19 protein-coding genes are annotated in these 23,743 nt (G+C 62.6%); 3 read left to right on the top strand and 16 right to left on the bottom strand.

Translation table 11 applies throughout. From position 1 onward, the window contains the following. Window positions 1-3 precede the first annotated feature (3 nt). From AACV02_RS10160 to AACV02_RS10205, 10 genes are all read right to left on the bottom strand, one after another. Entirely contained in the window at window positions 4-1,332 is a 1,329-nt protein-coding gene (locus AACV02_RS10160) for a cellulase family glycosylhydrolase (RefSeq protein ID WP_119739349.1), read from the bottom strand. Then, a complete protein-coding gene (locus AACV02_RS10165; protein WP_106580038.1) occupies window positions 1,322-2,512 on the bottom strand; it encodes a glycosyltransferase in 1,191 nt (396 codons plus the stop codon). The genes AACV02_RS10160 and AACV02_RS10165 overlap by 11 nt, the downstream gene beginning before the upstream one ends. Further along, the gene (locus tag AACV02_RS10170) at window positions 2,512-4,503 is read right to left on the bottom strand and encodes a GumC family protein (RefSeq protein ID WP_119739351.1); all 1,992 of its coding nucleotides are present in this window, start codon (window positions 4,501-4,503) and stop codon (window positions 2,512-2,514) included. Before AACV02_RS10170 ends, AACV02_RS10165 begins: the two co-directional genes overlap by 1 nt. A gap of 14 nt (window positions 4,504-4,517) precedes the next feature. Further along, a complete protein-coding gene (locus AACV02_RS10175; RefSeq protein WP_106580040.1) occupies window positions 4,518-5,294 on the bottom strand; it encodes a polysaccharide biosynthesis/export family protein in 777 nt (258 codons plus the stop codon). A gap of 29 nt (window positions 5,295-5,323) precedes the next feature. Next, complete coding sequence (locus AACV02_RS10180; protein ID WP_106580041.1) at window positions 5,324-6,235, bottom strand: glycosyltransferase family 2 protein; 912 nt, start codon at window positions 6,233-6,235, stop codon at window positions 5,324-5,326. Between the two features lies 1 nt (window position 6,236). Beyond that, the gene (locus AACV02_RS10185) at window positions 6,237-7,697 is read right to left on the bottom strand and encodes a mannose-1-phosphate guanylyltransferase/mannose-6-phosphate isomerase (protein ID WP_119739353.1); all 1,461 of its coding nucleotides are present in this window, start codon (window positions 7,695-7,697) and stop codon (window positions 6,237-6,239) included. Then, window positions 7,697-9,136: an undecaprenyl-phosphate glucose phosphotransferase gene (locus AACV02_RS10190; RefSeq protein WP_106580043.1), complete on the bottom strand. Its 1,440-nt coding sequence runs from the start codon at window positions 9,134-9,136 to the stop codon at window positions 7,697-7,699. The genes AACV02_RS10185 and AACV02_RS10190 overlap by 1 nt, the downstream gene beginning before the upstream one ends. Before the next feature lie 435 nt (window positions 9,137-9,571). After that, on the bottom strand, window positions 9,572-12,058 hold the full coding sequence (locus tag AACV02_RS10195) for a TonB-dependent siderophore receptor (RefSeq protein WP_119739355.1): 2,487 nt from the start codon (window positions 12,056-12,058) through the stop codon (window positions 9,572-9,574). Window positions 12,059-12,163: 105 nt separating this feature from the next. Beyond that, window positions 12,164-13,114, bottom strand: coding sequence for a FecR domain-containing protein (locus AACV02_RS10200; protein WP_119739357.1), 951 nt, complete (start codon window positions 13,112-13,114; stop codon window positions 12,164-12,166). Continuing rightward, entirely contained in the window at window positions 13,101-13,616 is a 516-nt protein-coding gene (locus AACV02_RS10205; protein WP_119739359.1) for a sigma-70 family RNA polymerase sigma factor, read from the bottom strand. Before AACV02_RS10205 ends, AACV02_RS10200 begins: the two co-directional genes overlap by 14 nt. Window positions 13,617-13,788: 172 nt before the next feature. Here AACV02_RS10205 and AACV02_RS10210 point away from each other — a divergent pair, with 172 nt between their 5' ends. Next, complete coding sequence (locus AACV02_RS10210; protein ID WP_119739361.1) at window positions 13,789-14,418, top strand: LysE family translocator; 630 nt, start codon at window positions 13,789-13,791, stop codon at window positions 14,416-14,418. Window positions 14,419-14,427: 9 nt separating this feature from the next. Here the strand turns inward: AACV02_RS10210 and inhA are convergent, their stop codons facing one another. Continuing rightward, entirely contained in the window at window positions 14,428-15,108 is a 681-nt protein-coding gene (gene inhA, locus AACV02_RS10215; protein WP_119739363.1) for an isonitrile hydratase, read from the bottom strand. 90 nt (window positions 15,109-15,198) lie between these two features. Between inhA and AACV02_RS10220 the strand changes: the two genes are divergently transcribed. After that, a complete protein-coding gene (locus AACV02_RS10220) occupies window positions 15,199-16,167 on the top strand; it encodes a GlxA family transcriptional regulator (RefSeq protein ID WP_119739365.1) in 969 nt (322 codons plus the stop codon). Window positions 16,168-16,277: 110 nt separating this feature from the next. Beyond that, window positions 16,278-18,488, top strand: coding sequence for an ATP-binding protein (locus AACV02_RS10225; protein WP_119739367.1), 2,211 nt, complete (start codon window positions 16,278-16,280; stop codon window positions 18,486-18,488). A 3-nt stretch (window positions 18,489-18,491) separates the two neighbouring features. On the opposite strand, the gene AACV02_RS10230 is transcribed toward AACV02_RS10225, so the two are convergent. The 5 genes from AACV02_RS10230 to AACV02_RS10250 all read right to left on the bottom strand — a co-directional run bounded on the left by AACV02_RS10230 (window position 18,492) and on the right by AACV02_RS10250 (window position 23,607). After that, the gene (locus AACV02_RS10230; RefSeq protein WP_119739369.1) at window positions 18,492-19,397 is read right to left on the bottom strand and encodes an alpha/beta fold hydrolase; all 906 of its coding nucleotides are present in this window, start codon (window positions 19,395-19,397) and stop codon (window positions 18,492-18,494) included. Between the two features lie 308 nt (window positions 19,398-19,705). Beyond that, a complete protein-coding gene (locus tag AACV02_RS10235; protein WP_119739371.1) occupies window positions 19,706-20,266 on the bottom strand; it encodes a GNAT family N-acetyltransferase in 561 nt (186 codons plus the stop codon). Then, on the bottom strand, window positions 20,263-20,742 hold the full coding sequence (locus tag AACV02_RS10240) for a cysteine hydrolase family protein (RefSeq protein WP_119739373.1): 480 nt from the start codon (window positions 20,740-20,742) through the stop codon (window positions 20,263-20,265). Before AACV02_RS10240 ends, AACV02_RS10235 begins: the two co-directional genes overlap by 4 nt. Before the next feature lie 245 nt (window positions 20,743-20,987). Beyond that, complete coding sequence (locus tag AACV02_RS10245; RefSeq protein WP_119739375.1) at window positions 20,988-22,814, bottom strand: glycoside hydrolase family 15 protein; 1,827 nt, start codon at window positions 22,812-22,814, stop codon at window positions 20,988-20,990. Next, the gene (locus tag AACV02_RS10250) at window positions 22,807-23,607 is read right to left on the bottom strand and encodes a glucose 1-dehydrogenase (RefSeq protein ID WP_119739377.1); all 801 of its coding nucleotides are present in this window, start codon (window positions 23,605-23,607) and stop codon (window positions 22,807-22,809) included. Before AACV02_RS10250 ends, AACV02_RS10245 begins: the two co-directional genes overlap by 8 nt. Window positions 23,608-23,743 lie beyond the last annotated feature (136 nt).

Consider the following 23,743-nt stretch of genomic DNA (forward strand, 5'->3'; position numbering starts at 1 on the left):
GCTTCAATCCCATAACAGAATTTGCAGGTTCGACTTGACCGGGACGGTCAGCCCATTGGTGCCGCTTACCGGGGTTTGCGTCCCGCGCAGCGGGTCGTACAGGGTGGCGCTGGTGAGGCTAGGCAAGTGTGCGTTGCCGCCTTCGGCCGACCAGAAGAACCACAGTTTGTGGCCGTCGGCGCGGGTCCAGCCAATGCTGAACAAGCCGTCGGGCAATTGGTCGGCGGCGGGCGGATCGCCGGGCGTGAGCTGCGGCCCGCTCACATCGAGGAAGTTTTTCAAGGCGGTATAGACCGGCTTGGGGTTGGCGTCGATGTCGAGCAGGCCGTAGAACTGGTCACGCACACTGGCACGCTGGTCGAGGTCGCTCAAGGTGAACAGAAAGATCCGGTCGTAATCCATCGCGCTCATCAGTGCTACCCGGCGTACCACATAATCAGCCTGGCCCTGCAAGGTGATCAGGTCCTGGGCGTCTTTTGGCCCGGGGTAGGTTGACCAGCCCCACTCGGTGCTCCACAGCGTTTGCACGCCGCTATTGCGCAGCGCCTGGTTGAGCGCGGTGGTTTTGGCGATGAAGTCCAGGTTGGACGGATCGTTGCCCTCGGGCAATTGCGTATAGGGATGGTAGGAAATCACCGTGTTCAGGCTGGCCACCCCCAGGGCGCCGAGGGCGTCAAGCATGGTCTGGCCGTTGGGCATTTCGCTGAAAAACGCCATGCCGGCAGCCACCACCGGTTTGTTCGCGTCCACCGCGCGCAAAGCGGATGCGGTGGCTGTCAGCAAGGCGGCGTAGCCCGCGGGGTCGGCCACCGGGCGCCAGAAACCGAGCAAATTAGGCTCGTTCCACACCTGCCACGCGTTGACACTGGGGTAGCGTTGCGACAACAGCGCCATGCGGTTGGCGAACACGTTCGGATCTTTGGGCGGGTACTGGTCCTGATAGGGCGCACCGGCTGGCGCGGTGGTCGCGAAGGGCGCCGAACCGACGAGGTAGAACACCGACTTGAGCTGATTGGCCTGCAGGTTGCCGACCAGTTGATCCAGGGTTGCGACCTGATACTGGCCCTCGACCGGCTCCAACTGGTCCCAGTGCAAATCCAGGCGTACCCATTCCAGGCCGAGTGCCTTGAGGCGGTCGATCTGCTGTTGATACAGCGTCGGGCTGAACCACAGGAACTGCGCGTTCACGCCCAGAAAATCCTTCCACACCACCACCTTGTTGCCCTTGAGCACATGGTTTTCGGCGTCGGCCTGGCGGCCCCACAGGAAGGCCGTCAGACCCAGTGCGGCAATGACCGCAAGGGTCGCAAGGTAGGTCCGTTTACGCGGCATAAGGGGCTCCCGCAATCGCCTGCTCGAAGAGGTGCTTGAACTTCTGCGCGGTCAACGGCCACAGGCGTTCGCGGCCAATTTCACCGGCACGTTCGGCCCAGTCGCGGGCCAGCGACGGCGTGCGCGCCAGGCGCAGCAATTGTTGGCTCAACGCCGCCACATCGCCCTGGGGATAGATCGCGCCGTTGCCGCTGGCGACTTCTTCGGCAAACGCGCGCGCATCCGAGGTGATCGCCCCGCGGCCACACGCAGCGGCCCAGGACAGCGCGCCGCTGGTGCCGCGCTGGCGCCCCAGCAAGCCGAGTTTTTTTGATTCGCGATACGGCAGCACCATCACGTGGTGCGCCTGGATCGTCTGTGCAATCTCGCTGGCCGGCAAGTTCAGCCGCCAGTCGATGGCGCCCGCCAGGCCGAGTTCGGCGATCTGGCTGTTGAGCTGCTCAAGGTAGTTGCCGCCCGCACCAAACGCCATTTCGGCGGCAGTGCCACCGGCCAGGGTCAGGCGCACACGGTCACGCAATTCGGGGGCTTGCTTGAAGACGTCCGCCAGCGCTTGCAGCAGGTCTTCAATGCCTTTGCCACGGTAGATAAAACCGAAGTACAGCAGGTGCAGGGTGTCCAGCGCCGGTAACGGCGCGGGAGCGATAGCCAGGTTGGCGTGGTTGATCACCGCCACTTTGCCGGCCGGCAGTTGCATGCGCTGGCTCAGGCAATCGGCGCCCAGGCGCGTGAGGGTAATCAGCCGCGTCAGGCCTTGGGCCACATGGCGTTCTTCACGCAAGGTCAGCGGGTCGGCCAGCACCACCGCCGCTTGCGGCAATGGGCTGGGCAAACGTTCCAGCAGGTTCAGCGGAAAAGGCAACTGCTCGCGTCGCCAGACGATACGTTCAGGGTCATGCACCGTCGCCGTCAGCGGCAATTCGGGGTAAGCCTTGCGCAGCTCGCGCAGGGCCAGGAACTCCCCCAGCCGGCCGCCGCCCAGTTCGGCGTGCACCAGGTCCACACTGCGCCAGTCGAAGGCGGCGATGGCCTGCCGGATGGCTTCGCTGTTGCCTTCCACGCCGCTCAATGGTGTCGCCACCGTCACGCCCAGCTGCTCCAGGGCCGTCTTGAAGTGGTTCGCGTAGTCGGCGATCCCGTTTTTCTCCGGCGGCAAAGGGGCGAGCAGGGCGATGTGCATCAGAACGCCCCCCGGTATTTGGCGATGGTTTTAAGCACCCTGGCCGGCACTTCGAATTTGCGCCGGTTGATGATGATGCCGTCCACCTTGCCAAACGCGGTGTTGAGGATCGACAGCGCGTGCTCCACCACCGGCACTGTGCTTTTCTGCGCTTCCACCACCAGGGCAATCAGGTCGGCGCGGCGCAGGTTGATAAAGGCATCGCGGTTGTCCAGCAGCGCAGATGCATCCAGCAGCACCACTTCGCCCGGAGCGGCCGGTTCGACGCCGCCAACCCGCACCGAAATGCCGTTCTCCTGCAGCAAGTGGCGCAGTTGCTCCACCACAAAGGTCACCCCTTCGCCGTGGCGCGCCGAGGTCAACCCCAGTGTCAGGCCTTGCTCGGCCACGCGGTCCAATTGCAGCAAGCCGTACAGGCGGTAAATGCTCGCATTGAACGCGTTGGTGCTCTGCGCGGTGCTGGTGTCCAGTTCCGGCAAGGTCGTCCACAGGGGGAGGCCGAACTTGCGTTCCACCAGCCCGCCATCGTGAATGCGCTGGTCCAGCAGGTAGCACAGGTAGATCACCAGCAAACCGACGACGATGGCAAACGGGATCGCCAACATCAGCATCAGCAGGGTTTTCGGGAAGATGCGGCCGGGGTTGAGGGTGGCTTCTTCGATCACCGCGATGTTGCTGATCTGGCTGTTGTCCAGCTCACGGTCGATGCGCGATTTTTCCAGGTTGTCCACATACAGCGCGTAATTGCGCTCGGTGGCGCTCAGCTCGCGCGAAAGACGCGCCAGCTCCGGTTCAATCTCCAGGGCCTGCTTGCGCTGGGCTTCGAGGTTCACCAGTTGTTTCTGCTGTTGCACAAGCTGAGTGCGCAGGGCCAGGTTGTTGCTCGACTCGTCCAGCAGCACGCGCTGCAAGTGAATTTCCAAGGTGTTCGGTGCGCGGTTTTCCGAGGCCTGCACCGTGTTGCTTTCATTCGCAACCTGGGCCTGCATCGCCCGAATCGACGCGTCCAGGGCTTTGACGGGCGGCGCGTTGTCGGTGTAGGTGCGCATCATGTCGGCCTTTTCCAGCAGCTTCTGGTTAAGCAGGCGACGCAAATCCTGCTGCTGCGGGTTCAGTGCGATCTGGCGCACCGTGGTGACTTCCTTGGGCTGCCCCTTGAGCTGGTCGCGGGTGCTCTGGATGGCGCTGTCGGAAGACGCAATCAGGCGCGTGGTGTTGAAGGTCTCGCCGCGCAACACGTTGATGCGCTCCGACAAGTCTTCCAGGCGATCGGTGATGCTTGCCGCGCCGATTTCGTTCAAGTGCTTGAGGATTTGCTCCTTGTAGCTCTTGATCTCGGTGGCGCTGGTGTTCACCTGACCTTCATAGAAAGCGTAGAGGCTCTTGCGCCCCAGGGCCTGGGTGCGTTCGGTGATGTACGTGTCGACCCAATCCTTGACCACTTGCTGGGCGATTTGCGGGTCGCCCCAGGTAAAGCTGATGTCCATCACCGTGGAGCCCACGGCATGGCTGACCTCGAAGTTTTTCTCCAGGCTCGCTGCCAGGCGTTCCACCGGCGTGGTTTTTTCGAGGATGCCGACAGTTTCCAGCACCACGCGAATACCGTCGAACACCGCGCCCACGCCTTCCTTGACGTAATACTTGCTGCGCTTCCAGAAGCCTTCCGGCGGCGGCGCGTTGGCGATGACTTCCAGGTAGTGCTCGGCCACCGTGCGCACGATCGGGCGACCGGTCAGCAAGCGCTCTTCATCGACAATCGGGTCACGCTGGGTGCTGGGCATGACCAGCGCCTGACGGTTGCTGATCTCGATGGGCAAGGTCGAATCGCGCCCCGGCTTGACCAACAGGCGCGCGGTGGATTCGTACTTGGCCGGCAGCAAAAAGGCCCCCAGCAAGATGATCACCAGCGCCGCGATGGCTGCCAGTTTGAACTCATGCCGGAAGATGAAAAACAGGCGCAGAAGATCACGAAAAGAACGGATCTCGATCATGGGATGTCGCTCCTTCAGTTATTGCCGCCGCTGGTTTTGGTGTAGTTGTAGCCAACCCCAATGGACTTGGTGAACGGGATCAGTTGGTTCAAGTAGGTATCCACCCCTTGGATGCGCTCGCCGACGTTGGATTTGGGCACGAACACCACATCCCCGCGTTGCAGGTGCACCGGTTTACGCCCGTTCGGGCCGGGCTTGAGGTATTGGCTGAAGTCCAGGAAGTAGGCGTGGTAGGCGCCCTGGGCATCTTCGCGCAGCAGCGCGACCATGCTGGCATTGCCCGAAGGGTTCACCCCGCCGGCGCCGACAATCGCTTGCTCCAGGGTGTTGGCCGTGCCGAGTTGCACCGCGGTCGGGTTATTCACCGCGCCTCCGACGATCACCGAATTGCCCGGCGCCTGGTTGATGTTCACTGTCACCCGCGGCTCGCGGTACACCGGTGCGAGCTTGTTGCTCAGCTCCGCAGCCAGTTCCGATGGCTGACGCCCGGCGACCTGAATCGGCCCCAGGAACGGGTAGTTGATCTTGCCGTCGGTCTGCACCGTGTACAGCGTCAGCTCATAGATGGTGCTGACGTTGAACGCCGACAGCGTCGGCATCTCGCCGGCATCGCGCACGATCCGCAACTGATCGCCGATGCGGATGCGTTCCACGGCCGGCGGCAACTGCGCCAGCTGGTCGAGGGCGCGCTTGCCGTCCTCAACGGTCTTGTCATCCGGCGGGACAATGCGTGCCGGCGTATTGCAGGCGGCCAAGGCCATCATGGCCAGGAGGAGCACGGTTTTTTTCATAAGGGCGGACTTCCTGTTAGTCATGCTGCTCACCTCCAATAACCGGGGAACATGCTGATGCGCCGCTTGAGGGCGAGGGGGAGCCGGCGTTCCTGTTGGCCCAGCCGATAGCCGAGCAACTTGAACGCGCTGCGCACCAGTACTTCGGGTACGCGGTGCAATGCACCGGCTGCGCGCAATGCCGCGAGCTCAGCCAGTACATAGCGTTTACCTTCACCGCCGGCATCGCCAAACGCCTGGCGAATCCATGGCTCGCGACCGTAGAACACGCCAATGTCGAAGTAGCGGTGAAACTCATCCATGAGTCGGTAATCGTGGGAGTGGTACACCCGCGCCGTGGCGGCGTAGCGCACTGTGTAGCCTTCAAGCAGCATGCGCGCAGCGACGTAGGCGTCTTCGCTGCCGATCACATCGGCGGGAAAACCGCCGACCGCCTGCAGGGCGCTGCGCCGGTACACGCAAAACGAGTCGGAGCTGAAGCAGGTCTTGATCCCCAGCTGCGGCGCATCGGCCAGGCGCTTGCTGCGGCTGTGTTGCGGGTAGTTGAAGTGCCGCGACTGCGCGCCCAGCACGCCGGCGCCGGGGTGCGGCAATTGGCGGCCGTAGGCAACGCCGTTGAGCGGGTCTTGCTGCAGCTCATCGAGCAAATTGGCGAAGGTCTCCGGGTCTGCGGGAATCGCGTCCTGGGTCATCACGATCAGCGCCTCGCCGCTCACTTGTTCACTGGCCCAGCGCCGTGTGCCGCCGTGGTTGAAGTCGCGGGCGTCGATCACCTCGACCCGGGCGCCGAACTCGCGAAAGCGCGCCACGGTGTCATCGCTGGAGGCGCTGTCGACCACCAGCATTTCGTCCGGTTGCAGCGTCTGCATTTTCAGCGCAGGCAGCAGCCGCGCCAGGTGACTGGACGCGTTGCGGGTCGGGATGATCAACGAGGTGCGCATGTCACTTTTTCACTTCTGCCGGGGCACGCCCGTAGATGTCGTCAAAGCGCACAATGTCGTCTTCGCCCAGGTACTCGCCGCTCTGCACCTCGATCATCACCAGGTCGATGATGCCGGGGTTGGTCAGGCGGTGTTTGTGCCCGGCCGGAATGTAGGTGGACTCGTTGGCGTTGATCAGGAATTCGCGCTCGCCATTGGTGATCTGCGCCGCGCCGCTGACCACCACCCAGTGTTCGCTGCGGTGGTGGTGCATCTGCAACGACAGTGACGCCTGGGGTTTGACCACGATGCGCTTGATCTTGAAGCGGCTGCTTTCCTCCAGCACCGTGTAGGTGCCCCACGGCCGGGTGACGGTGCGGTGCAGGCTGTACGCCGGATGATTCTGGCGCTTGAGTTCGGCGACGATGTAACGCACATCCTGGCTGCGGTTGGCATCAGCGATCAGCAGCGCATCCGGGGTGTCGACGATGATCAGGTCGTGTACGCCAACGGCGCCGAGCACGCGCTTGGGCGAGTCGATGTAGCAGTTGTGCACGTCATGCAAAATCGCTTCGCCATTGACCTGGTTGCCGTGGGCGTCGCTGGGCGTGAGCTGGCGCAGCGCTTCCCAGGAACCGATGTCGCTCCAGCCGATGTCGCAGGGCACCACGGCGACCTTTTGGGACTTTTCCATCAGGGCCACGTCGATGGAAATGTCCGGGGCGCTGCCGAAGGCGTCCGAGTCCAGTTCGCGCTGGCGCGAGGTTTTGTTTTGCAGGCTCTGGCTGTGGTCCAGTGCGGCTTTGGCCGCCGTCAGCACGTCGGGGGCATGGGCGGCGAGTTCCTCCACCAGGGTGCTGGCCTTGAAGCAGAACATGCCGGCGTTCCACAGGTGTTTGCCGCCGTCGAGGTAGGCTTGGGCGGTGGCCAGGTCGGGTTTTTCGACAAAGCGTTTGACCCGGTTGCCGGTGCCCAGCGCGTCGCCTTTTTCGATGTAGCCAAAGCCGGTTTCCGGATGGTCGGGCTGGATGCCGAAGGTCACCAGATAACCGGCTTCGGCCAGGTCGCGGGCCTGGGTGACGGCCTCGGCAAACGCGACTTCATTGAGGATCAGATGGTCGGCGGGCATCACCAACAGTTGCGCCTCATCACCGAAATGTTCCTGCACATGCAGCGCCGCCACCGCAATGGCCGCCGCTGTATTGCGCCCGAACGGCTCCAGCAGAAGGTCCAGAGGCAAATGGGCCTTGTTGACCACGCGGTAGTCATCCAGGGTGCGAAACAGCAGGTCGCGGTTGGTCACCGTCAGCACGCTTTCCACGCCGGGCAGTTTGGCGGCGCGCTGAAAGGTTTTTTGCAGCAGGCTCTGACCGTCACGCATGCGCATGAAAGGTTTGGGCATGTTCTGGCGCGACACCGGCCACAGCCGCGTGCCCGAACCACCGGAAATAATGCAGGGGATTAATCCGTTGAGGGTATTCATCAATAGACTTCCTTGGTGGAGAGGACGGCTGGGACCGTCATGAAGACGATGTACAAGTCAAACCACACCGACCACTTGGAGATGTACTCCAGGTCGTACTCGACACGTTTCTGGATCTTGTACAGGGTGTCGGTTTCACCCCGGTAGCCGTTGATCTGCGCCCACCCGGTGATGCCCGGCTTGACCCGATGCCGCGAACTGTACTCGCTCACCGCCACCTCGAACGGAATGCCGGCAGCCTTGGTCGCGGTGGCGTGTGGGCGCGGGCCCACCATCGACATGTTGCCCAGCAGCACGTTGAACAACTGCGGCAGTTCGTCGATGCTGGTCTTGCGAATGATGCGGCCCACGCGCGTGATGCGCGGGTCCTTGCGGGTGGTCTGTTGTTCGGCGGTGAAGTCGCTCTGGTCGGTGAACATCGAGCGGAACTTGAACACGCGAATCTCGTTGTCGTTGTAGCCATAACGGTTCTGGCGAAACAGCACCGGCCCTTTGGAGTCGAGCTTGATCGCAATCGCCGTCGCCAGCATCACCGGTGACAGCGCCACCAGGGCCATGCTCGCCAGCAGCAAATCTTCACAGCGCTTGATCACCGGCGACCAACCGCGCAATGGCAACTGCGAGGTGTTGAACATCAGGATGCCGCCCACGTCCGTGATGCGGCTGTGGCCGTAGCGCAGCGCGGCCATGTCCGGCACCAGCATGACGTTCACCGACATCTGGCGCAGGCGATTGACCAGCCCGTGGATACGCTGCTCGGCAGCCCAGGGTAGGCAGATCATCACTTGGTTGACCTGCTCGGCGCGGATCAGTTTTTCCAGGTCGCGGGTGTTGCCCAGCAAGGGCAGGCTGCTCAATTCCTTGGGGATGCGCTCGGTGCGGTCGTCGATAAAACCGATCAGGCCGGAACGGATATCGCCATTGCGTTGCAGGTGATCGGCGACGTGCACGGCGGTGTCGGTGAAGCCCAGGATCACTGTGCGCTGCAGGTATTTGCCCTTGCGCATCAGGTTGCGGTAAAGGCGCAGCATCACCAGGCGTTCAATGCAGAACAGCCCCAGGCTGGCGAAGTACCACGCCACCAGGTTGCGTGGCGTCAATTGCGGGAAGAACTGCAGGATCTGGTACATGAACAGCAAGATGCAGAACGCCGCCGACCAGGCGACTATCTTGGCTCTCAGGCGCAGGCGATTGCTGAACAGCTCTTCGGAATAGATACCCAAAGCCTGGAACAGAATGATGGTCATGATCGCAAAAAACAGCAGCAGACCGAGGAAGTGGGAACGCAGCTCGGGAGCCAGTGGGTCGAGGAACAACACCAACACCAATGGCGGCAAGATGGCAGTCAGGCCATGGATCAACTTGACGAAAACAACAAAGAATTCAACAAAACCAGCGCGGGTCAGAAACAGGCTATCGACTGACGACTTTTCTCGCATAAAAACATCCCTCATTGCACTCCAGACTTACTGTTCGCCTGTTGGTCCGTCCGCAGCAGGCTGCGCGAAGGAGGCAAGACGAACGACGGCTACTCTGGGTAAAACGCAACTATTTCTTCATCCAAGTGAAGCCATCCAAATGAAGGAAACTTGCGGGGTAGTGGCTTAAGGAGTGTTCCTTTTCAGTTGCTTAGTCAATTTGTTGACTATGGTGCGGAGGTTGCGTGCTAGACGCTTTAAGCTGGAAATTTCGTGGCATTTTATTGACTTTCCTTGTTCGAACACGCGGTGAAGGGGTGTGATTTTGAGTGTAGGAACAAATGTGAGAATTTTCCTGCCAGATGGGCAAACCTTTTTCGAATAGAGGTAGGAAAAGGGGACAAGGAGGCGGTGGCAGGGCGCACCAAATGCCCTGCCACCGGGGACATCGCGGGATTAGAAGTTGCCTTTCACACTCACGGTAAAATTGCGTGGTTCGCCATAAAAGTTGCCCCAGGCGGCGGTGCCCACGGTTTGATAATAGTGTTTGTCGAAAACATTGTTGCCGTTGAGCGCCACGGTCCAGGTGTCGTCCAAGCGATACGCCAGTCGCGCATTCCACACCGCGTAACCGGCCTGTTCGAGCTTGATGCCCTGCACGCGATAGTTGCTGCTCTGGGCGTTGACGCCGGTGCCCACGCTCCATTTCGACAGCGCGCCATCCAGTTGGTAGTCACCCCACATGCGCAGCATATGCCGCGGCACGTAGCTGTTGGACACGCCACCTTCCACGGCGCTGTCGATGTTCTTCAGGGTTTTGGTCTGGGTATAGGTGTAGCCGCCAAACACCTGCAAGCGCTCGAGCAATTCACCGCTGACTTCGGCTTCTACACCCTGGGCGCGGGTCTTGCCGGTGTCGCTGTAGCAATAGCCGTCGGAGGACGTCGGGCAGACGCTGAGGTAATCGGTTTCAGCCGTGTTTTTCTGCACCGCGCGAAACAGCGCAAGGGAGCTGTTGAGGCGCCCCTCGAACCATTCGCCCTTGATCCCCAGCTCGTAGTTGTCACCGATCTGCGGCTTGAGTGCGGCGCCGTCGATCGTGGCGTAGGAGCTTTGTGGCTGGAAGATATCGGCGTAGCTGGCGTACACCGAGAGGTTTTCGTCGAGGTCATAAATCAGTGCGGCAAACGGTGTGACTTCGCCGGTTTCCCGGGTGCGCGCATCCTGCACGGCCCATTCGCCCCAGGCCAGGTTGTTGGACTGGCGGCGGTTCTCATACCAGCTCACGCGGCTGCCGACGATAAACAGCAACGGTTCGGCCAGGCGCAGGCGCAACGTGGCGTAGGTGCCGTATTGGGTGGCGGTTTCCTTGACCGTGCCGCCACGGTACATGTTGGGCCAGAAGGTATCGTTGGCGGGTTCCGGCAGGTGGTGATCAGGCTGGTAGATGTTCACGCGCGTCGGCAGGTTCTGGATTGCATACACATCATCCTGGGTGCCCCGGCTACCGTTGGCGCCGATGATCAGTTCGTGTTCGAGGCCGAAGGCTTCGAACTTGCCGTCCAGGTAGGCGTCGACGCCGAAGTCCCGGTGGTCGTAATCCATCAAGGCCGCGTAGGAGTTGGCCGTCGGTGCCGGGTTGCCATAGACGATGGTGCCTTCGCTGGCGGCGTATTTGATGTCTTGCAGGTTGCGGCTGTGCACGGCCGCCACGTTGAGTTTCCAGTCATCGCTGAAGTGGTGGGTGAGGTCGGCGAAGAACGTGGCGCGCTGGCTTTGCCAGTCGTTCCAGGATTGGCCCAGGCAGGTGGAGCGGCTGAGCTTGGCGCTTTTGCCGTCGCTGTAGCGCGGCAAGCCGCCCCAGCAGGGCGAGGCATCAACGTCTTCATAGCTGGCGCCGACGCCCAGGGTGGTGTCGGCGTCGAGGTCGAAATCCAGTGCCGCGTAGGCCGCCTGGTCCTCGCGCTTGGCGATATCCATATACGACCCGCGCGTTTGCTGGCTGACGGCCGCGCGGCCGCGCACGGTGCCGCTGTCATTCAGCGCGCCGCCGGTGTCGAGGTCGGCGCGGTAGTTGTCCCAGGTGCCGGCAGACAGCGACAGGCTGGTGGTGGGTTTGGCTTGGGGCCGCTTGCGTACAAAATTCACTGCGCCGCTGGCGGTGCCGGCGCCCTTGAGCATGCCGGCTGCACCCTTGAGCACTTCCACCCGATCGTAAATCGCCATGTTGGCGGTAAAACTGTCGGCCTGTACGTAGTCCTTGCCCATGTCCAGAGGCACGCCGTCGTACTGGTACTGGCCGAGCATCTTGAAACCCCGGGAGTAGAAATACTTGCCGCCCATGGGTGACTCATAGGTGGTGATGCCCGGCGTGCGCTCCATGACGTCATCGATGGTGGTGACGTTCTGATCGTCCATCAATTGTCGGGTCATCACGCTGACCGATTGCGGGGTTTCCCGCAGGCTGTGTTCACCTTTGCCGATCGTCACCGCGCCGGTGGTGTAGGCGCCGGTGCCGTCGGTGGTGGCCCCTGCACGGGCGCCGGTGACGGTGGTGGCGCTCAAATTGAGCGCGCCGGATTCGGCCGTTTGCGGCAGCAACAGCCAGGTGCTTGCACCCTGACGCTGGGCTTGCAGGTGTTGCCCGCGCAGCAGCTGGTGCAACGCTTGCTCGCGGTCAAGGCTGCCGGTCAGGCCCTGGCTGGACTTGCCGGCGACACTGGTGGCGTCGTACGACAGGCTGATGCCGGCCTGGCGAGCGAACTGGTCCAACGCGTTGGCCAGGGCGCCTGGCGCGATGTGCCAATCGCGCACCTGATTATCGACGGCAGCTGTGTCGGCCAGCACGGCCGAGGGCAGGCCGCCCCCGCTGAGGCAGGCGCCGAGCGCGGCGGCCTGCACCGCGCGCTTGAGGGAAGAACGTTGGGAAGGAAACGCTTGCATGACCGCGAAATGCTCCTGAAGGAAGTGGACAGAACCGGCCTGTTGATCGGCCTTTCCTTACAGGTCGAGCGGCAATGTGCATTCACCTCATTTATTTTTCAGCACTTACACGCGAGGGGTAACGGTGACCCAGTAGCGGCTGCGGTACTGAATGCTCACCGGCAACGATTGCGCCACCAGGCTCAACACCTGATCGGTGTCGTCCAGTTGGTACGTGCCCGACACGCGCAGGCTGGCCACCGCTTCGCTGCAACGCACCAGCCCGTTGCGGTAGCGGTTCAGTTCGGTGAGGAAGTCGTCCAGGCGCATGTTGTGGGCGCTGATCACACCTTCGCTCCAGGCCCAGGGATCCAGGCCGTTGGCAATCGATGGGCGAATGCCGTGGCGGTCGAACAGTATGTGTTCACCTGCCTTGACGATGTGTCGGGCGTTGGATGAATGCTTGTCGACATACACCGCCACGGTGCCTTGCTGCACATCGAGCAAAGTGCCTTGAGAGGCTTCGCGCAGCAGAAACCGCGTGTCGAGGGCGCGCAAAAAACCATCGCGAGTCTGCACCCACAACGGTCGGCTGTCGGCACTGCTATTGACCCGGATCTCGCCCTGAAGCAGCTGCACCTGGCGCCGCTCGGTAGTGAAGGCGGTGTCGATCGCGCTGGCGCTGTTGAGCTGCACCTGGCTGCCGTCGCTCAACGTTACCCAGCGCCGTTCGCCAGTGGCCGTGCGGTAGTCGGCCAGCAAGGCGGGCAGGGGCGTGTAGTCGCGACCGAGCCAGGTCAGCCCGGCGGCGCCGGCCAGCAGCCCCAACACCTTCAAACCTTCACGCCGGCTGATGCGGCGGCGCGCGCCATCCAGGGCATGGTGGCCGATGCGAGCGGGAACCTGGGCAAACTCATCATGCATGCTCGCTACGCGTTGCCACACCCGCTGATGCTCGGCGCTGGTCTGCAACCACTGCTCGAACGCGGCGGTGCTGGCGTCATCGGCGACGTTGAAACGCAGCTGTATCATCCACTGGATAGCCTGGTCGAGCAGGCGCGGGTCAACGTTCGGCATACCGCAACCGGTAGCAGGCGTGCAGCGCCTTGGACAGGTCTCGCTCGACGGTGGCTTTGGACACGCCCAGGCACAAGGCGATTTGCGCACACGTCAGGCCATCCAGTTGCGCGAGCAAAAAGGCTTCGCGTACGCGTGGTTTGAGCTGGTCGAGCAAGCGATCGATGCGCTCCAGGCTGTCGAGGATCAGCAGCCGGGTCTCCTCCGACGGCACTTGCAGTTGCGGGAAGTGCGCGAGGCTTTCAAGGTAGGCGCGTTCCAGTTCGCGGCGCCGATACTGGTCGATCATCAGACTGCGCGCGATGCTGCTCAGGTAAGCGCGCGGCTGCTGCAAGGTTTGCTGTTTGCGCGCGATGAGCAGGCGCATGAAAGTTTCCTGTGCCAGGTCGGCAGCGTGTTCACGGCAGCCGGTGCGCCGGCTTAACCAGCCGCGCAGCCACGAGTGATGAGCCTGGTAGAGCTGGCCGAGGGTGGCAGGGTCCAGAGGTGGGTCGCTCGACATGGGCATCCTGCGCAGCGGTCTTAATTGATAATGTTTCGCATTCTAGACGCTGGTTGTGGTCACGAGCAATCGCCCGGTGCCGTCATGCGCAAAGAATGTATCCAGCACAATTTTTTGTGCGCACACGGCCGGCCGATTTAGCCTGCAGGCTTTTACGGCGCAGGGCTTGAGCATGATCGATCTTTCAACCTTGTTGGTTTTTTCAGGGGCGGTGGTGTTGCTGCTGCTATCGCCAGGGCCGAACATGGCATTTGTTATCAGCCATGGCCTGAGTTATGGCTGGCGCGGTGGCGTGGCCTCGAGCCTGGGGATCTGCGTCGCGGACCTGCTGCTGACCGCGTTGACCGCCACCGGTGTCACGGCACTGGTCGCCAGTTGGCCGCCGTCGTTTGATGTGATTCGTTATGCCGGCGTCATTTACCTGCTGTGGCTGGTGTTCAAGACCTTGCAGAAAAGCCCGCGCCTGGAGGCTGCCCAGGTGAAGCGCGTGCGCCTGGGCCGTGTGTTTGCGCAGGCGATGCTCAATAGCCTGCTCAACCCTAAGGCACTGTTGTTTTTCATGGTGTTTTTGCCTCAGTTCGTCAATCCGCAGGCCGGTTCCATCACGCTGCAATTGCTGATGCTGGGCGGCGTTCTGACCCTGATTGCCGGTGTATTTCACGCGTTGCTGGGAATGTTTGGCGGCGCGCTCAGCCGTTTTTTTGCCGGCCGCGCACACAGCGCCAGGCTCCAGAAATGGGGCCTGGCGACGGTGCTCATGCTGCTGGCCGCGCGGCTGGCGCTGATGTCTCGGCCAGCGTGACAGGGCAGCTCAACCCAACCGGGCTGCTGCCCGGGCCACGATCTCGCCGCGCACGCGCCGCGATTCGGCCGTACGCTTTCTGGCTTCTTCCAGTACGTGCGCGGGCGCGGTCTGCGGGCTGCCCGAATCGAACGGCGGGGCGGGCGCGTATTCGATCTGCAACTGCACCAGTTGCGCCGCGGCCTCGCTGTAGAGCTCGGCGGCCAGGGTCAGGGCAAAGTCGATTCCTGCCGTAATTCCGCCGCCGGTCAGCAGGTTGCCATCACGCACCACGCGCGCTTGCACCGCAATGGCGCCGAGTGGGGCGAGCAGGTCGTGATAGGCCCAGTGCGTGGTGGCCCTGCGGCCGCGCAGTAAACCCGCCGCGCCGAGAACCAACGAACCGGTGCACACCGAGGTCACGTAGCGTGCGGTCTGTGCCTGGGCCTTGAGAAACTCCAGGGTGTGCGAGTCTTCCATCAAGGCACCCACGCCGGCACCGCCGGGCACGCAAATCACGTCCAGGCGCGGGCAGTCGGCGTACGTCATGGTCGGCGTAAACACCATGCCGGTGCTGGAGGTGACCGGTGCCAGGTCTTTCCACACCAGATGCAGTTGCACATCCGGCAGTGAACCCAGCACGTCGTAGGGGCCGGTGAGGTCCAATTGCTGGATACCGGGGAACAACACAAAGCCAATCTGCAAGGTCATCGATGAAGCTCCGATAAAGGGGTAGACGGCCTCACTCTAGAGGCCTAGGCTTTGGCGCATACGCCATTGAGCCCACACATTACGCCAAACATGACCCGGACCATTCACGTACTCGCCTTCAATAACGCCCAAGTGCTCGACGTGACCGGGCCGTTACAGGTGTTCGCCACCACCAATGACCTGGCGCGCCAGCGCGGCCAGCCGTTGCCTTACGCGGTGTCGGTGGTTGCCGCCCAGGCGGCACCGGTGATGACCTCCGCGGGGCTGGCCTTGGTGGCCGAGCCGTTGCCTGCGGCCGATACGCCGTGCGACACGCTGGTGATCGCTGGCGGCTGGGGCGTGTATGGCGCCGCCGAAGATGCCGCACTGGTCGATTGGGTCACGCAAAAAGCCCGGCACACTCGACGCATGACCTCGGTGTGCACCGGCGCGTTTCTGCTCGCCGCCAGCGGTTTGCTCGATGGTTGCCGCGTGGCCACCCACTGGACACGCTGCGAGGAACTGGCGCGCAAATTTCCGTCGCTGACGGTTGAGGCCAATCCAATTTTCATCCAGCAAGGCTCGGTATGGACGTCCGCTGGCGTGACGGCGGGCATCGACCTGTGCCTGGCGCTGGTGGAAGAAGACCTGGGCCGCGCCGTGGCCCTGGAAGCGGCGCGGCACTTGGTAGTGTTTCTTAAGCGCCCCGGTGGGCAAGCGCAATACAGCGTGGCGTTGTCCCTGCAAAAGGGCGACGGGCGCTTTGCCGATTTGCATGCCTGGGTGGCCGAAAACCTCACCCTCGATCTGAATATTCCCACCTTGGCCGCCCAGGCCGGCATGAGCGAACGCAGCTTCGTGCGGCACTACCGCGCCGAAACCGGCCAGACCCCGGCGCGCGCAGTCGAGCTGATCCGCGTTGAAACCGCGCGTCGGCAGTTGGCCGACAGCACGGCGTCGATCAAACGTATCGCCGTGCAGTGCGGTTTTGGCTGCGAGGAAACCCTGCGGCGCAGTTTCCTGCGGGCGCTGGAGGTCACGCCCCAGGCTTACCGCGAGCGCTTCTGCGCACCGACTTGAACGAAAACGTACACATTTGTATCAAGGTGCTATGTTGACGCGATTACCTTCCGCAGTAGGCGCCTGCCTCTGCGCCGTTACTCCCTCCGCCCCCCGGCGTGACGTCTCTCATGAAACCAGTGTCTGCGATCAGCGCCAGTCCCTCGCCGGATGATTGCGCGAGCGAGCCGATTCATATTCCCGGGACAATCCAGCCCCACGGCGTGCTGTTGACCTTGAGCGAGCCGACGCTGGTGGTGCTGCAAGCCAGCGCCAACCTGAATGCCGAGCTGGGCCTGGGGCCGGGCCCGTTGTCCGGGCAGGCCTTGGGCAGCCTGATCGGCGATGACGCGCTGGCCCGGGTTCATCATGCGCTCACCGACCTGGACGCCGATGAGGACGAGCTGCATCAGGTCACGCTCAATGGCAGCCTGTTTGACGCGTTGCTGCACCGCCACCAGGGCTTGTTGTTTCTGGAGCTGGAGCGCTCCGTAATGCCCGGACATTCCGCCGCGCTGCACGTGGCTCGCACCCTGCGGCGCCTGCAGTCGGCAAAGACCCTCGAGGGGCTGTACCAAACCTGCGTCACCGAGATTCGTGCCTTGACCGGCTACGACCGCGTCACCCTGTACCGCTTCGAGCAGGAAGGCCACGGCAAAGTCATCGGCGAATCCCTCAGCGACGGCATGCAACCTTATCTGGGGCTGTGCTTTCCGGCTTCGGATATCCCGCCGCAAGCCCGCGAACTCTACCGCCTGAACTGGATCCGGGTGATCCCCGACGCGACGTACACGCCGGTGCCGATCCTGCCGGCCCTGCGTCCCGACACGGGTCAAGCGCTGGACCTGAGTTTTGCGGTGTTGCGCAGCGTCTCGCCGGTGCACTGCCATTATCTGAAAAACATGGGCGTGCGCTCGTCGATGAGCATCTCTTTGCTCAAGGATGATCAGCTCTGGGGGCTGATCACCTGCGGCCATCGCGAACCCCTGCGCGTGCCTCATGAGTTGCGCACCGCGTGTACCAGCATCGGTCAGTTATTGTCGATGCAGATCAACGCATTGCAAGACCAGGACGCGCGCCTCCAACAACAGGAAAAAGCCAGCATGATCGACGCGCTGGTCACCGCCATGGCGGCGGACACGGGCGACGTCATGGAGAGCCTGTTGCCCTATGCGCAAACCCTGTTGAACCTGGCTGCCGCCGATGGCTTGGCGATTCTGGTGGAGAAGCGCCTGCATCGCTTTGGCGTTTGCCCCAATGAAACCCAGATACGCGCGTTGTACCCCTGGATCGAGCAGCAGGGCAAAGGCGTGGTGGCCACTCACCAGGTGTCTGCGCAGTTTGCGCCAGCGGCTGCCTATCAAACCTATGCCAGCGGCCTGTTGGCCTTTCGCCTGCCCAAGCCGGTGGACAACGCGGTGATATGGTTTCGTCCCGAGGTCCAGACGTCGGTGCACTGGAGCGGCGAACCGGTCAAACACCGCGACGCGCAAACGGCCGGGTTGAGCCCGAGGCTGTCATTCGAGCGCTGGAAACAGCAGGTCGACGGCAAGGCGCTGCAGTGGTCTGCCTCGGAGCTGCAAGCCGTAGAGGCCTTGCGCCGTCACGCTCTTGAGCATGACCTGGGCCGGCAGGTGCAGCGCGAGCATGCCGCCGTGCGTGCGCGGGACGAACTGGTCGCAGTGGTCTCTCACGACTTGCGCAGCCCGCTGACCATCCTGCTGATGCAATGCGGCATGATGCGCAAAATGGTGCCGGTCGACGATACTCGCGCAACCCTGCGGCTGAACACGGCCATTCAAACCATGCAAACCGCGACGGCGCGCATGAACACCTTGCTGGAAGACTTGATCGACATTTCACGCATAGAAGCCGGGCGTTACCGGGTAACCCTGCAACCGCTGGAGGTGAGTGCGAGCCTGGAACAGCTGGGGTTGATGTGGCATCCGCTGGCGGCGGCCAAAGGCGTCAACCTGACGTGGCATGCTCAGCCTGGGTTGTTGATCCAGGCCGACTCGGAGCGTCTGTTCCAGGTGTTTTCCAACCTGCTTGGCAATGCCTTGAAGTTCACCGACGTCGGCGGGACGATCGAGGTGATTGCCCAGGCGGCCGGCGATGAAGTGCTGTTTCGCGTGTGCGACAACGGCGCAGGGATCGGCGCGGCGCAATTGCCCTTCATCTTTGAGCGCTACTGGACGTCGCGCGAGGGTAACCCCACAGGCAGCGGATTGGGCCTGTACATTTCCCACGGCATCATCGAAGCCCACGGCGGCACGATCTGGGCAGAAAGCGTGGAGGGGCAGGGCAGCGTGTTCAGTTTCAGGATCAAAGCTGCCCGGTAACGTTCAGGCCCGATCCAGCAATTCGCAGATCGCCCTGAGCGTGGACTGTGGCGCTTCCTGAGGAATGTTGTGACCCACACCGGGCAAGACTTCACGTCGGTAAAAACCGCTGAAATGTTCCTCGTCGTCATCCACCGCCGGGGCCGGGCCTAGGCCGTCATCAGCGCCGCACAGCGAAATGGTCGGCACCGGAATCGGCGGCTGCGCGGCCAGTGCCTGCTCGATCGCCTCCAGCGCCGGGTCGCCCGGCGCGTACATGAACCGGTGGCGATAGGAGTGAATCACCACGTCGACAAAGTCCGGGTTATCAAATGACGGCGCCGTGCGGCCATACAGCCCCGGTCCCTCAGCCCAGGTCGGCGACCATAGCCGCCACAACAACTGGCAGAACTCACGGCGATTGGCGCTCAGACCGTCGACGCCACGCTGGGTGTGAAAGTAAAACTGATACCACAACCGATGCTCCTTTTCCGGCGCGCGTGGCTCAAGCGACTTGGCAATGTCCTGGATGTTGTAGCCATCCCCGGTCACCAACCCGCGTACCCGTTGCGGCCATAGAGCGGCGACGATACACGCGGCGCGTCCGCCCCAGTCGTAACCGGCGAGCGTGGCCTGCGCGATGCCGAGGGCATCCATGAAATCCAGCAGGTCCTTGGCCAACGCCGCCTGTTGGCCGGAGCGCATCACTTGCGCGTTGATAAACCGTGTTGGGCCATAGCCACGCAGGTAGGGCACCAACACCCGGCAACCGCGATCGGCCAGGGCCGGCGCGATCTCATCGTAGCCACGCGGGTCGTAGGGGAAACCATGCAGCAGGATCACCGGTTCGCCGTCTTCGGGGCCGTGGGCTTCGTAGGCGATTTCCAGCATCGGCGTACGGACGTATAGCAGCGGGGCGAGCGTAGTCATGAGGGGCGCTTATCGACTGGCCAAAGTAGCTGCAACTCTAGCTCAAACCCGTGACGGCACGGAGTGTAAATCAAGTCAGTCGTTTGACTTGTCTAGCCCGACCTGACGCAACCCGATGCAATTGCCCCACGGATCGCGCACCTGAGCCATCCACTGCCCGCCCTCAATCGCCAAAGGCCCGCGATACAGTCTTGCGCCCGATGCCTCCAGCAGGCGCATGAGGCGCAGACGATGGGGTTCAAATGAGCCACGCCTTTTGCGCGAGGGTTTCACGGATGATTGCCTTGAGGTTTGGGCTGTTTAGCAAGTCAGCGGTTTTTCAGTGAATGCTCGGGCCAAGCCTGCGTCAATAACCCCAACACCATCAGATCATGCCGTTGGCCATTCCAGAACCCGGCTTCTCGCAACGTTCCTTCGGCGATGAAGCCCAGGCGTTCCAACAATGCCAGTGACGCGGTGTTTTGCGGATGCACCATGGCTTCAACCCGATGCAAGTGCATGTGCGCGATGCCCCAATCGAGCATCGCCCGCAACGCTTCGCTCATCAAGCCTTGGCCACGGGCGGCGGGCGCCAGTTCACAGGACAGGGCGCAGCTGTGCCAGGCGCGATTCCATTTGAACAGGCCGCAGCCGCCGATCAGTTCGCCGTCCCGTTCAATCCCCCAGCGTGTGCCGGGGTTGGGCTGGGTGCGCCATTGGGCGAAGGTGTCGATCAGCGCGTGGGCCTGGGCGAGGTCGGTCATCGGGGCGGCGCCAAACCAGCGCATGTTGGCAGCGTCGCGGTGGATGGCGAACAGGGCCGGGGCGTCCGTCGCGCGCAGTTCGCGCAGGCGCAGGCGCTGGGTGGCAAGCGTCGGGAATGGGTTCATGAGCCGGTCGTCGCCATCACCTGAGCCCGATCAATCACGCATCCAAAATGGTGCCGCCACAAATCCACGCCCAGTGTTCCCGACCGGTCCAGCGACGAGCCCACGGTCAAATCGCTGATCAGCGTCGGCTGCAGGCCGGCATCAAATAACGCGAACCCGGCCGCCAGCACGCACGTATCGGTTTGAATGCCACACACCAGCACGCGATCCGGCGCCAGGCTTTTCAGGTAGTCCAGGGTTTCGGGTGTCGGCGCATAGCCGTGTTTGATGAAGACGCGCTCGGCTGCGATCAGGCTGTCGTCATCCGGCGCGGGTTGCCAGCCCAGTTGGCGGGTGAAGGGGGTGATGCTTTCGTCATGGCGCTCCACGGTGGCCACCGATGGCAGGCGCCCGAGCAGGGCGTTGATGCCATCGACCAGCCATGCGGGTGGGTTGAAAGAGGGTTGCACGTCGATGATCAACAATACCTGGCGCATGAGGTTCCTGATGGCAGCTCGGGGGCTGCCCATTGTGCACGCTGCGGGGTTCAGCGGGGCGCCTCAGGTCAAAATCAACAGCAGGAAGCTGAACCCGATCACCTGTGGGAGCGGGCTTGCTCGCGAATGCAATGTGTCAGCCTCTGCAGGCAGTCACTGACACTGCCGCTTCGCGAGCAAACCTGCTCCCACAGGCGGCCCTCAGTATTTGAGGTGGAAATGCCGCGGCTGTGCGTCGGGCCTGCTCAAGGTTGCCAGGTGGTCTTTTCGCCGCTGAGCTTGCGGTCCAGAAAGGTCGCCGCGCTGATCAGCGCCAAATGGCTCAACGCCTGCGGCGTATTGCCCAAGTGATGCGCCTGGCTGTCGAACTCTTCGGCGTACAAGCCCAACGGGTTGGCGTAGCGCAGCAGTTGTTCGAATTCCAGGTGGGCCTTCTCCACTTGCCCGGCGCGCGCCAGGCATTCGACGTACCAGAACGAACACGCGGCGAATGCGCCTTCGGTGCCTTGCAGCCCGTCGATCTGGCTGTCGTCGTTGCGGTAGCGGTAGACCATGCCGTCACGCACCAGGCTTTTCTGGATTGCTTCGAGCGTCGACAGCCAGCGTGGGTCGGTCGCCGCGACAAAGCGCACCAGCGGCATCAGCAGCATCGAACCATCCAGCGCAGTACTGCCGATGTGCTGCACGAAGTGCCCGCGCTCTTCATTCCAGAAGTTGCTCCAGATATCCGCGTAGATCGCCTGGCGTGTCTGGTCCCAGCGCGCAAACGGCGCGGGCAGCGAGCGCTTGGAGGCCAACCGGATTGCGCGGTCCAGCGCCACCCAGCACATCAGGCGCGAATGCAGGAAGTGATGCTCCTCACCGCGCATTTCCCAGATGCCCACGTCTTGCTGGTTCCAGATTTCGCACACCTGATCTGCCACTTCCACGGTGTGTTTCCAGCCTTCATGGGAAATCGCTTCGCCGTATTTGTTGACCAGGTACACCGCGTCCATCAGTTCGCCGTAGATATCCAGCTGGACCTGGTCAAACGCTTCATTGCCGATGCGCACCGGTTTGGCGCCGCCGTGGCCGCTGAGGTGATCAAGCGTGGCTTCCGGCAGTTCCTGGCGCCCATCGATACCGTAAAGAATATTGATTTTGGTCGCCTGACCGCAGCAGTCGCTGACGCGGCCTTTAAGCCAGCGCATGTAAGCGTTGGCCTCTTCGATGAACCCCAGACGCATGAAGGCGTAGACGGTAAACGAGGCGTCGCGGATCCACGTGTAGCGGTAGTCCCAGTTGCGTTCGCCGCCGGGGGTTTCCGGCAGGCCAAATGTCGCGGCGGCGATGATTGCGCCGTGCTTGCGCGAGGTCAGCAGCTTCAAGGCGAGTGCCGAGCGGTTGACCATTTCGCGCCAGCGCCCGCGGTAATTCGACTGCGCGATCCAGCCGCGCCAGAATTTCAAGGTGTGCGCCAGCGCCAGGTCGGTGCAGCCGTTGTTGACGCGGGGGTCGTCCTGGCCGCCGAGCACGAACTCAGCGCCTTCTTCCTGGCCCAGGGTGAAGCTGGCCACGGCGGCATCGTCTTCGATCTGCATCGCGTGGCTGCCCGCCAGCCGCAGGCCAGGCAGGCCCTCGGCGGTGAACGACACGATACCGTCGGCGAGGCTGGCGTGGGTCGGCGTGCGCGCATAGTCGTGGCGCACGGCGCAGCGCAGCTGGATTTTTGCGCTGCCGCTGACCACGCGCACGCGGCGAATCAGCAGCGGCAGGTCGTCGATTTCTTCACTGATGACCAGCAGGTCGGTGATTTCCACCACGGCTTCATCGCTCAGCCAGCGGGTTTGCAGCACGTTGGTATCGGGCAGGTAGATTTGCTCACGCCGTGCGTTTGTCAGTTCGGGAGAGAGTTGAAAAACACCCGCCTCAGGCGTGTCGAGCAGCGAACAGAAGATCGACGGGCTGTCGAATTCCGGCCAGCAGAAAAAGTCGATGCTGCCGCGGTCATTTATCAAGGCCGCGCTGCGCATATCGCCAATAATGCCGTGGGCATCGATGGCGCTTTGGGGTTCGTTCTTGAAATCAACCATTGCCACGAAACTCCGGATAAAGGCTCATGCCACCGTCAATGAACAGGGTGCTGCCGACCACGTAGTCGGACGCGTCGCTCGCCAGCCACACCACCGCGTTGGCCACGTCTTCGACGTCGCCGACGCGGCCATAGGGAATCAACTTCAACAGCTCTTTTTCCGCCGCGCCTTCGGTGGCGGCGCGGTTGATCGCCGTACGAATGGCGCCCGGCGCAATGCCATTGATGCGGATGCGTTGTTCGCTGACTTCCTGGGCGAGGGTGCGCATCAGCATCTCCACGCCGCCCTTGGAGGCGGCGTAATTCACATGCCCGGCCCAGGGAATGATCTGGTGCACCGAACTCATGTGGATGATTTTGCCGGCGGCACGCGACACGCCCTCGCGCACGCCCTGGCGATTGAAAATCCGCACGGCGGCGCGGGCACACAGGAACTGGCCGGTAAGGTTGACGCCGATCACGGTGTTCCAGTCCTCGAGGGTCATGTCGACCAGGTTGGCGTCTTTTTGCAGGCCGGAATTGGCCACCAGAATGTCCAGGTGGCCGAAGGCATCGAGGGTCCGGGCGAATAATCGTTCTACGTCGGCTTCTTTGGACACATCGCCACCGATGGCAATCGCCTGGCCGCCGTTGGCGTTGATCTGCGCGGCAAGGGTTTCGGCCGGCGCCGCCTGCGAGTTGTAATTGAGCACCACGGCCGCACCGGCCTCGGCCAATGCCTTGGCGGCGCCTGCACCAATGCCGGAACTGGCGCCGGTGACCAGGGCCACTTGTTGCTGCAACGAGATCTGCATAGCCCACCCACCGTTTTAAGAGAGTCTTTGCAGCTGACTGGCGGCGCGGGGCGGAAGTTCACCGGTTGTCTCAAATGCGACGATGGCTGTCTGTTTCGCTCGTTTTTGCCAGTGCGCTTTTCGCTAGACTCAAGGC

Origin of the sequence: Pseudomonas sp. Larv2_ips, from assembly GCF_963879675.1 — a bacterium.
In the GTDB taxonomy this organism is placed as follows: domain Bacteria; phylum Pseudomonadota; class Gammaproteobacteria; order Pseudomonadales; family Pseudomonadaceae; genus Aquipseudomonas.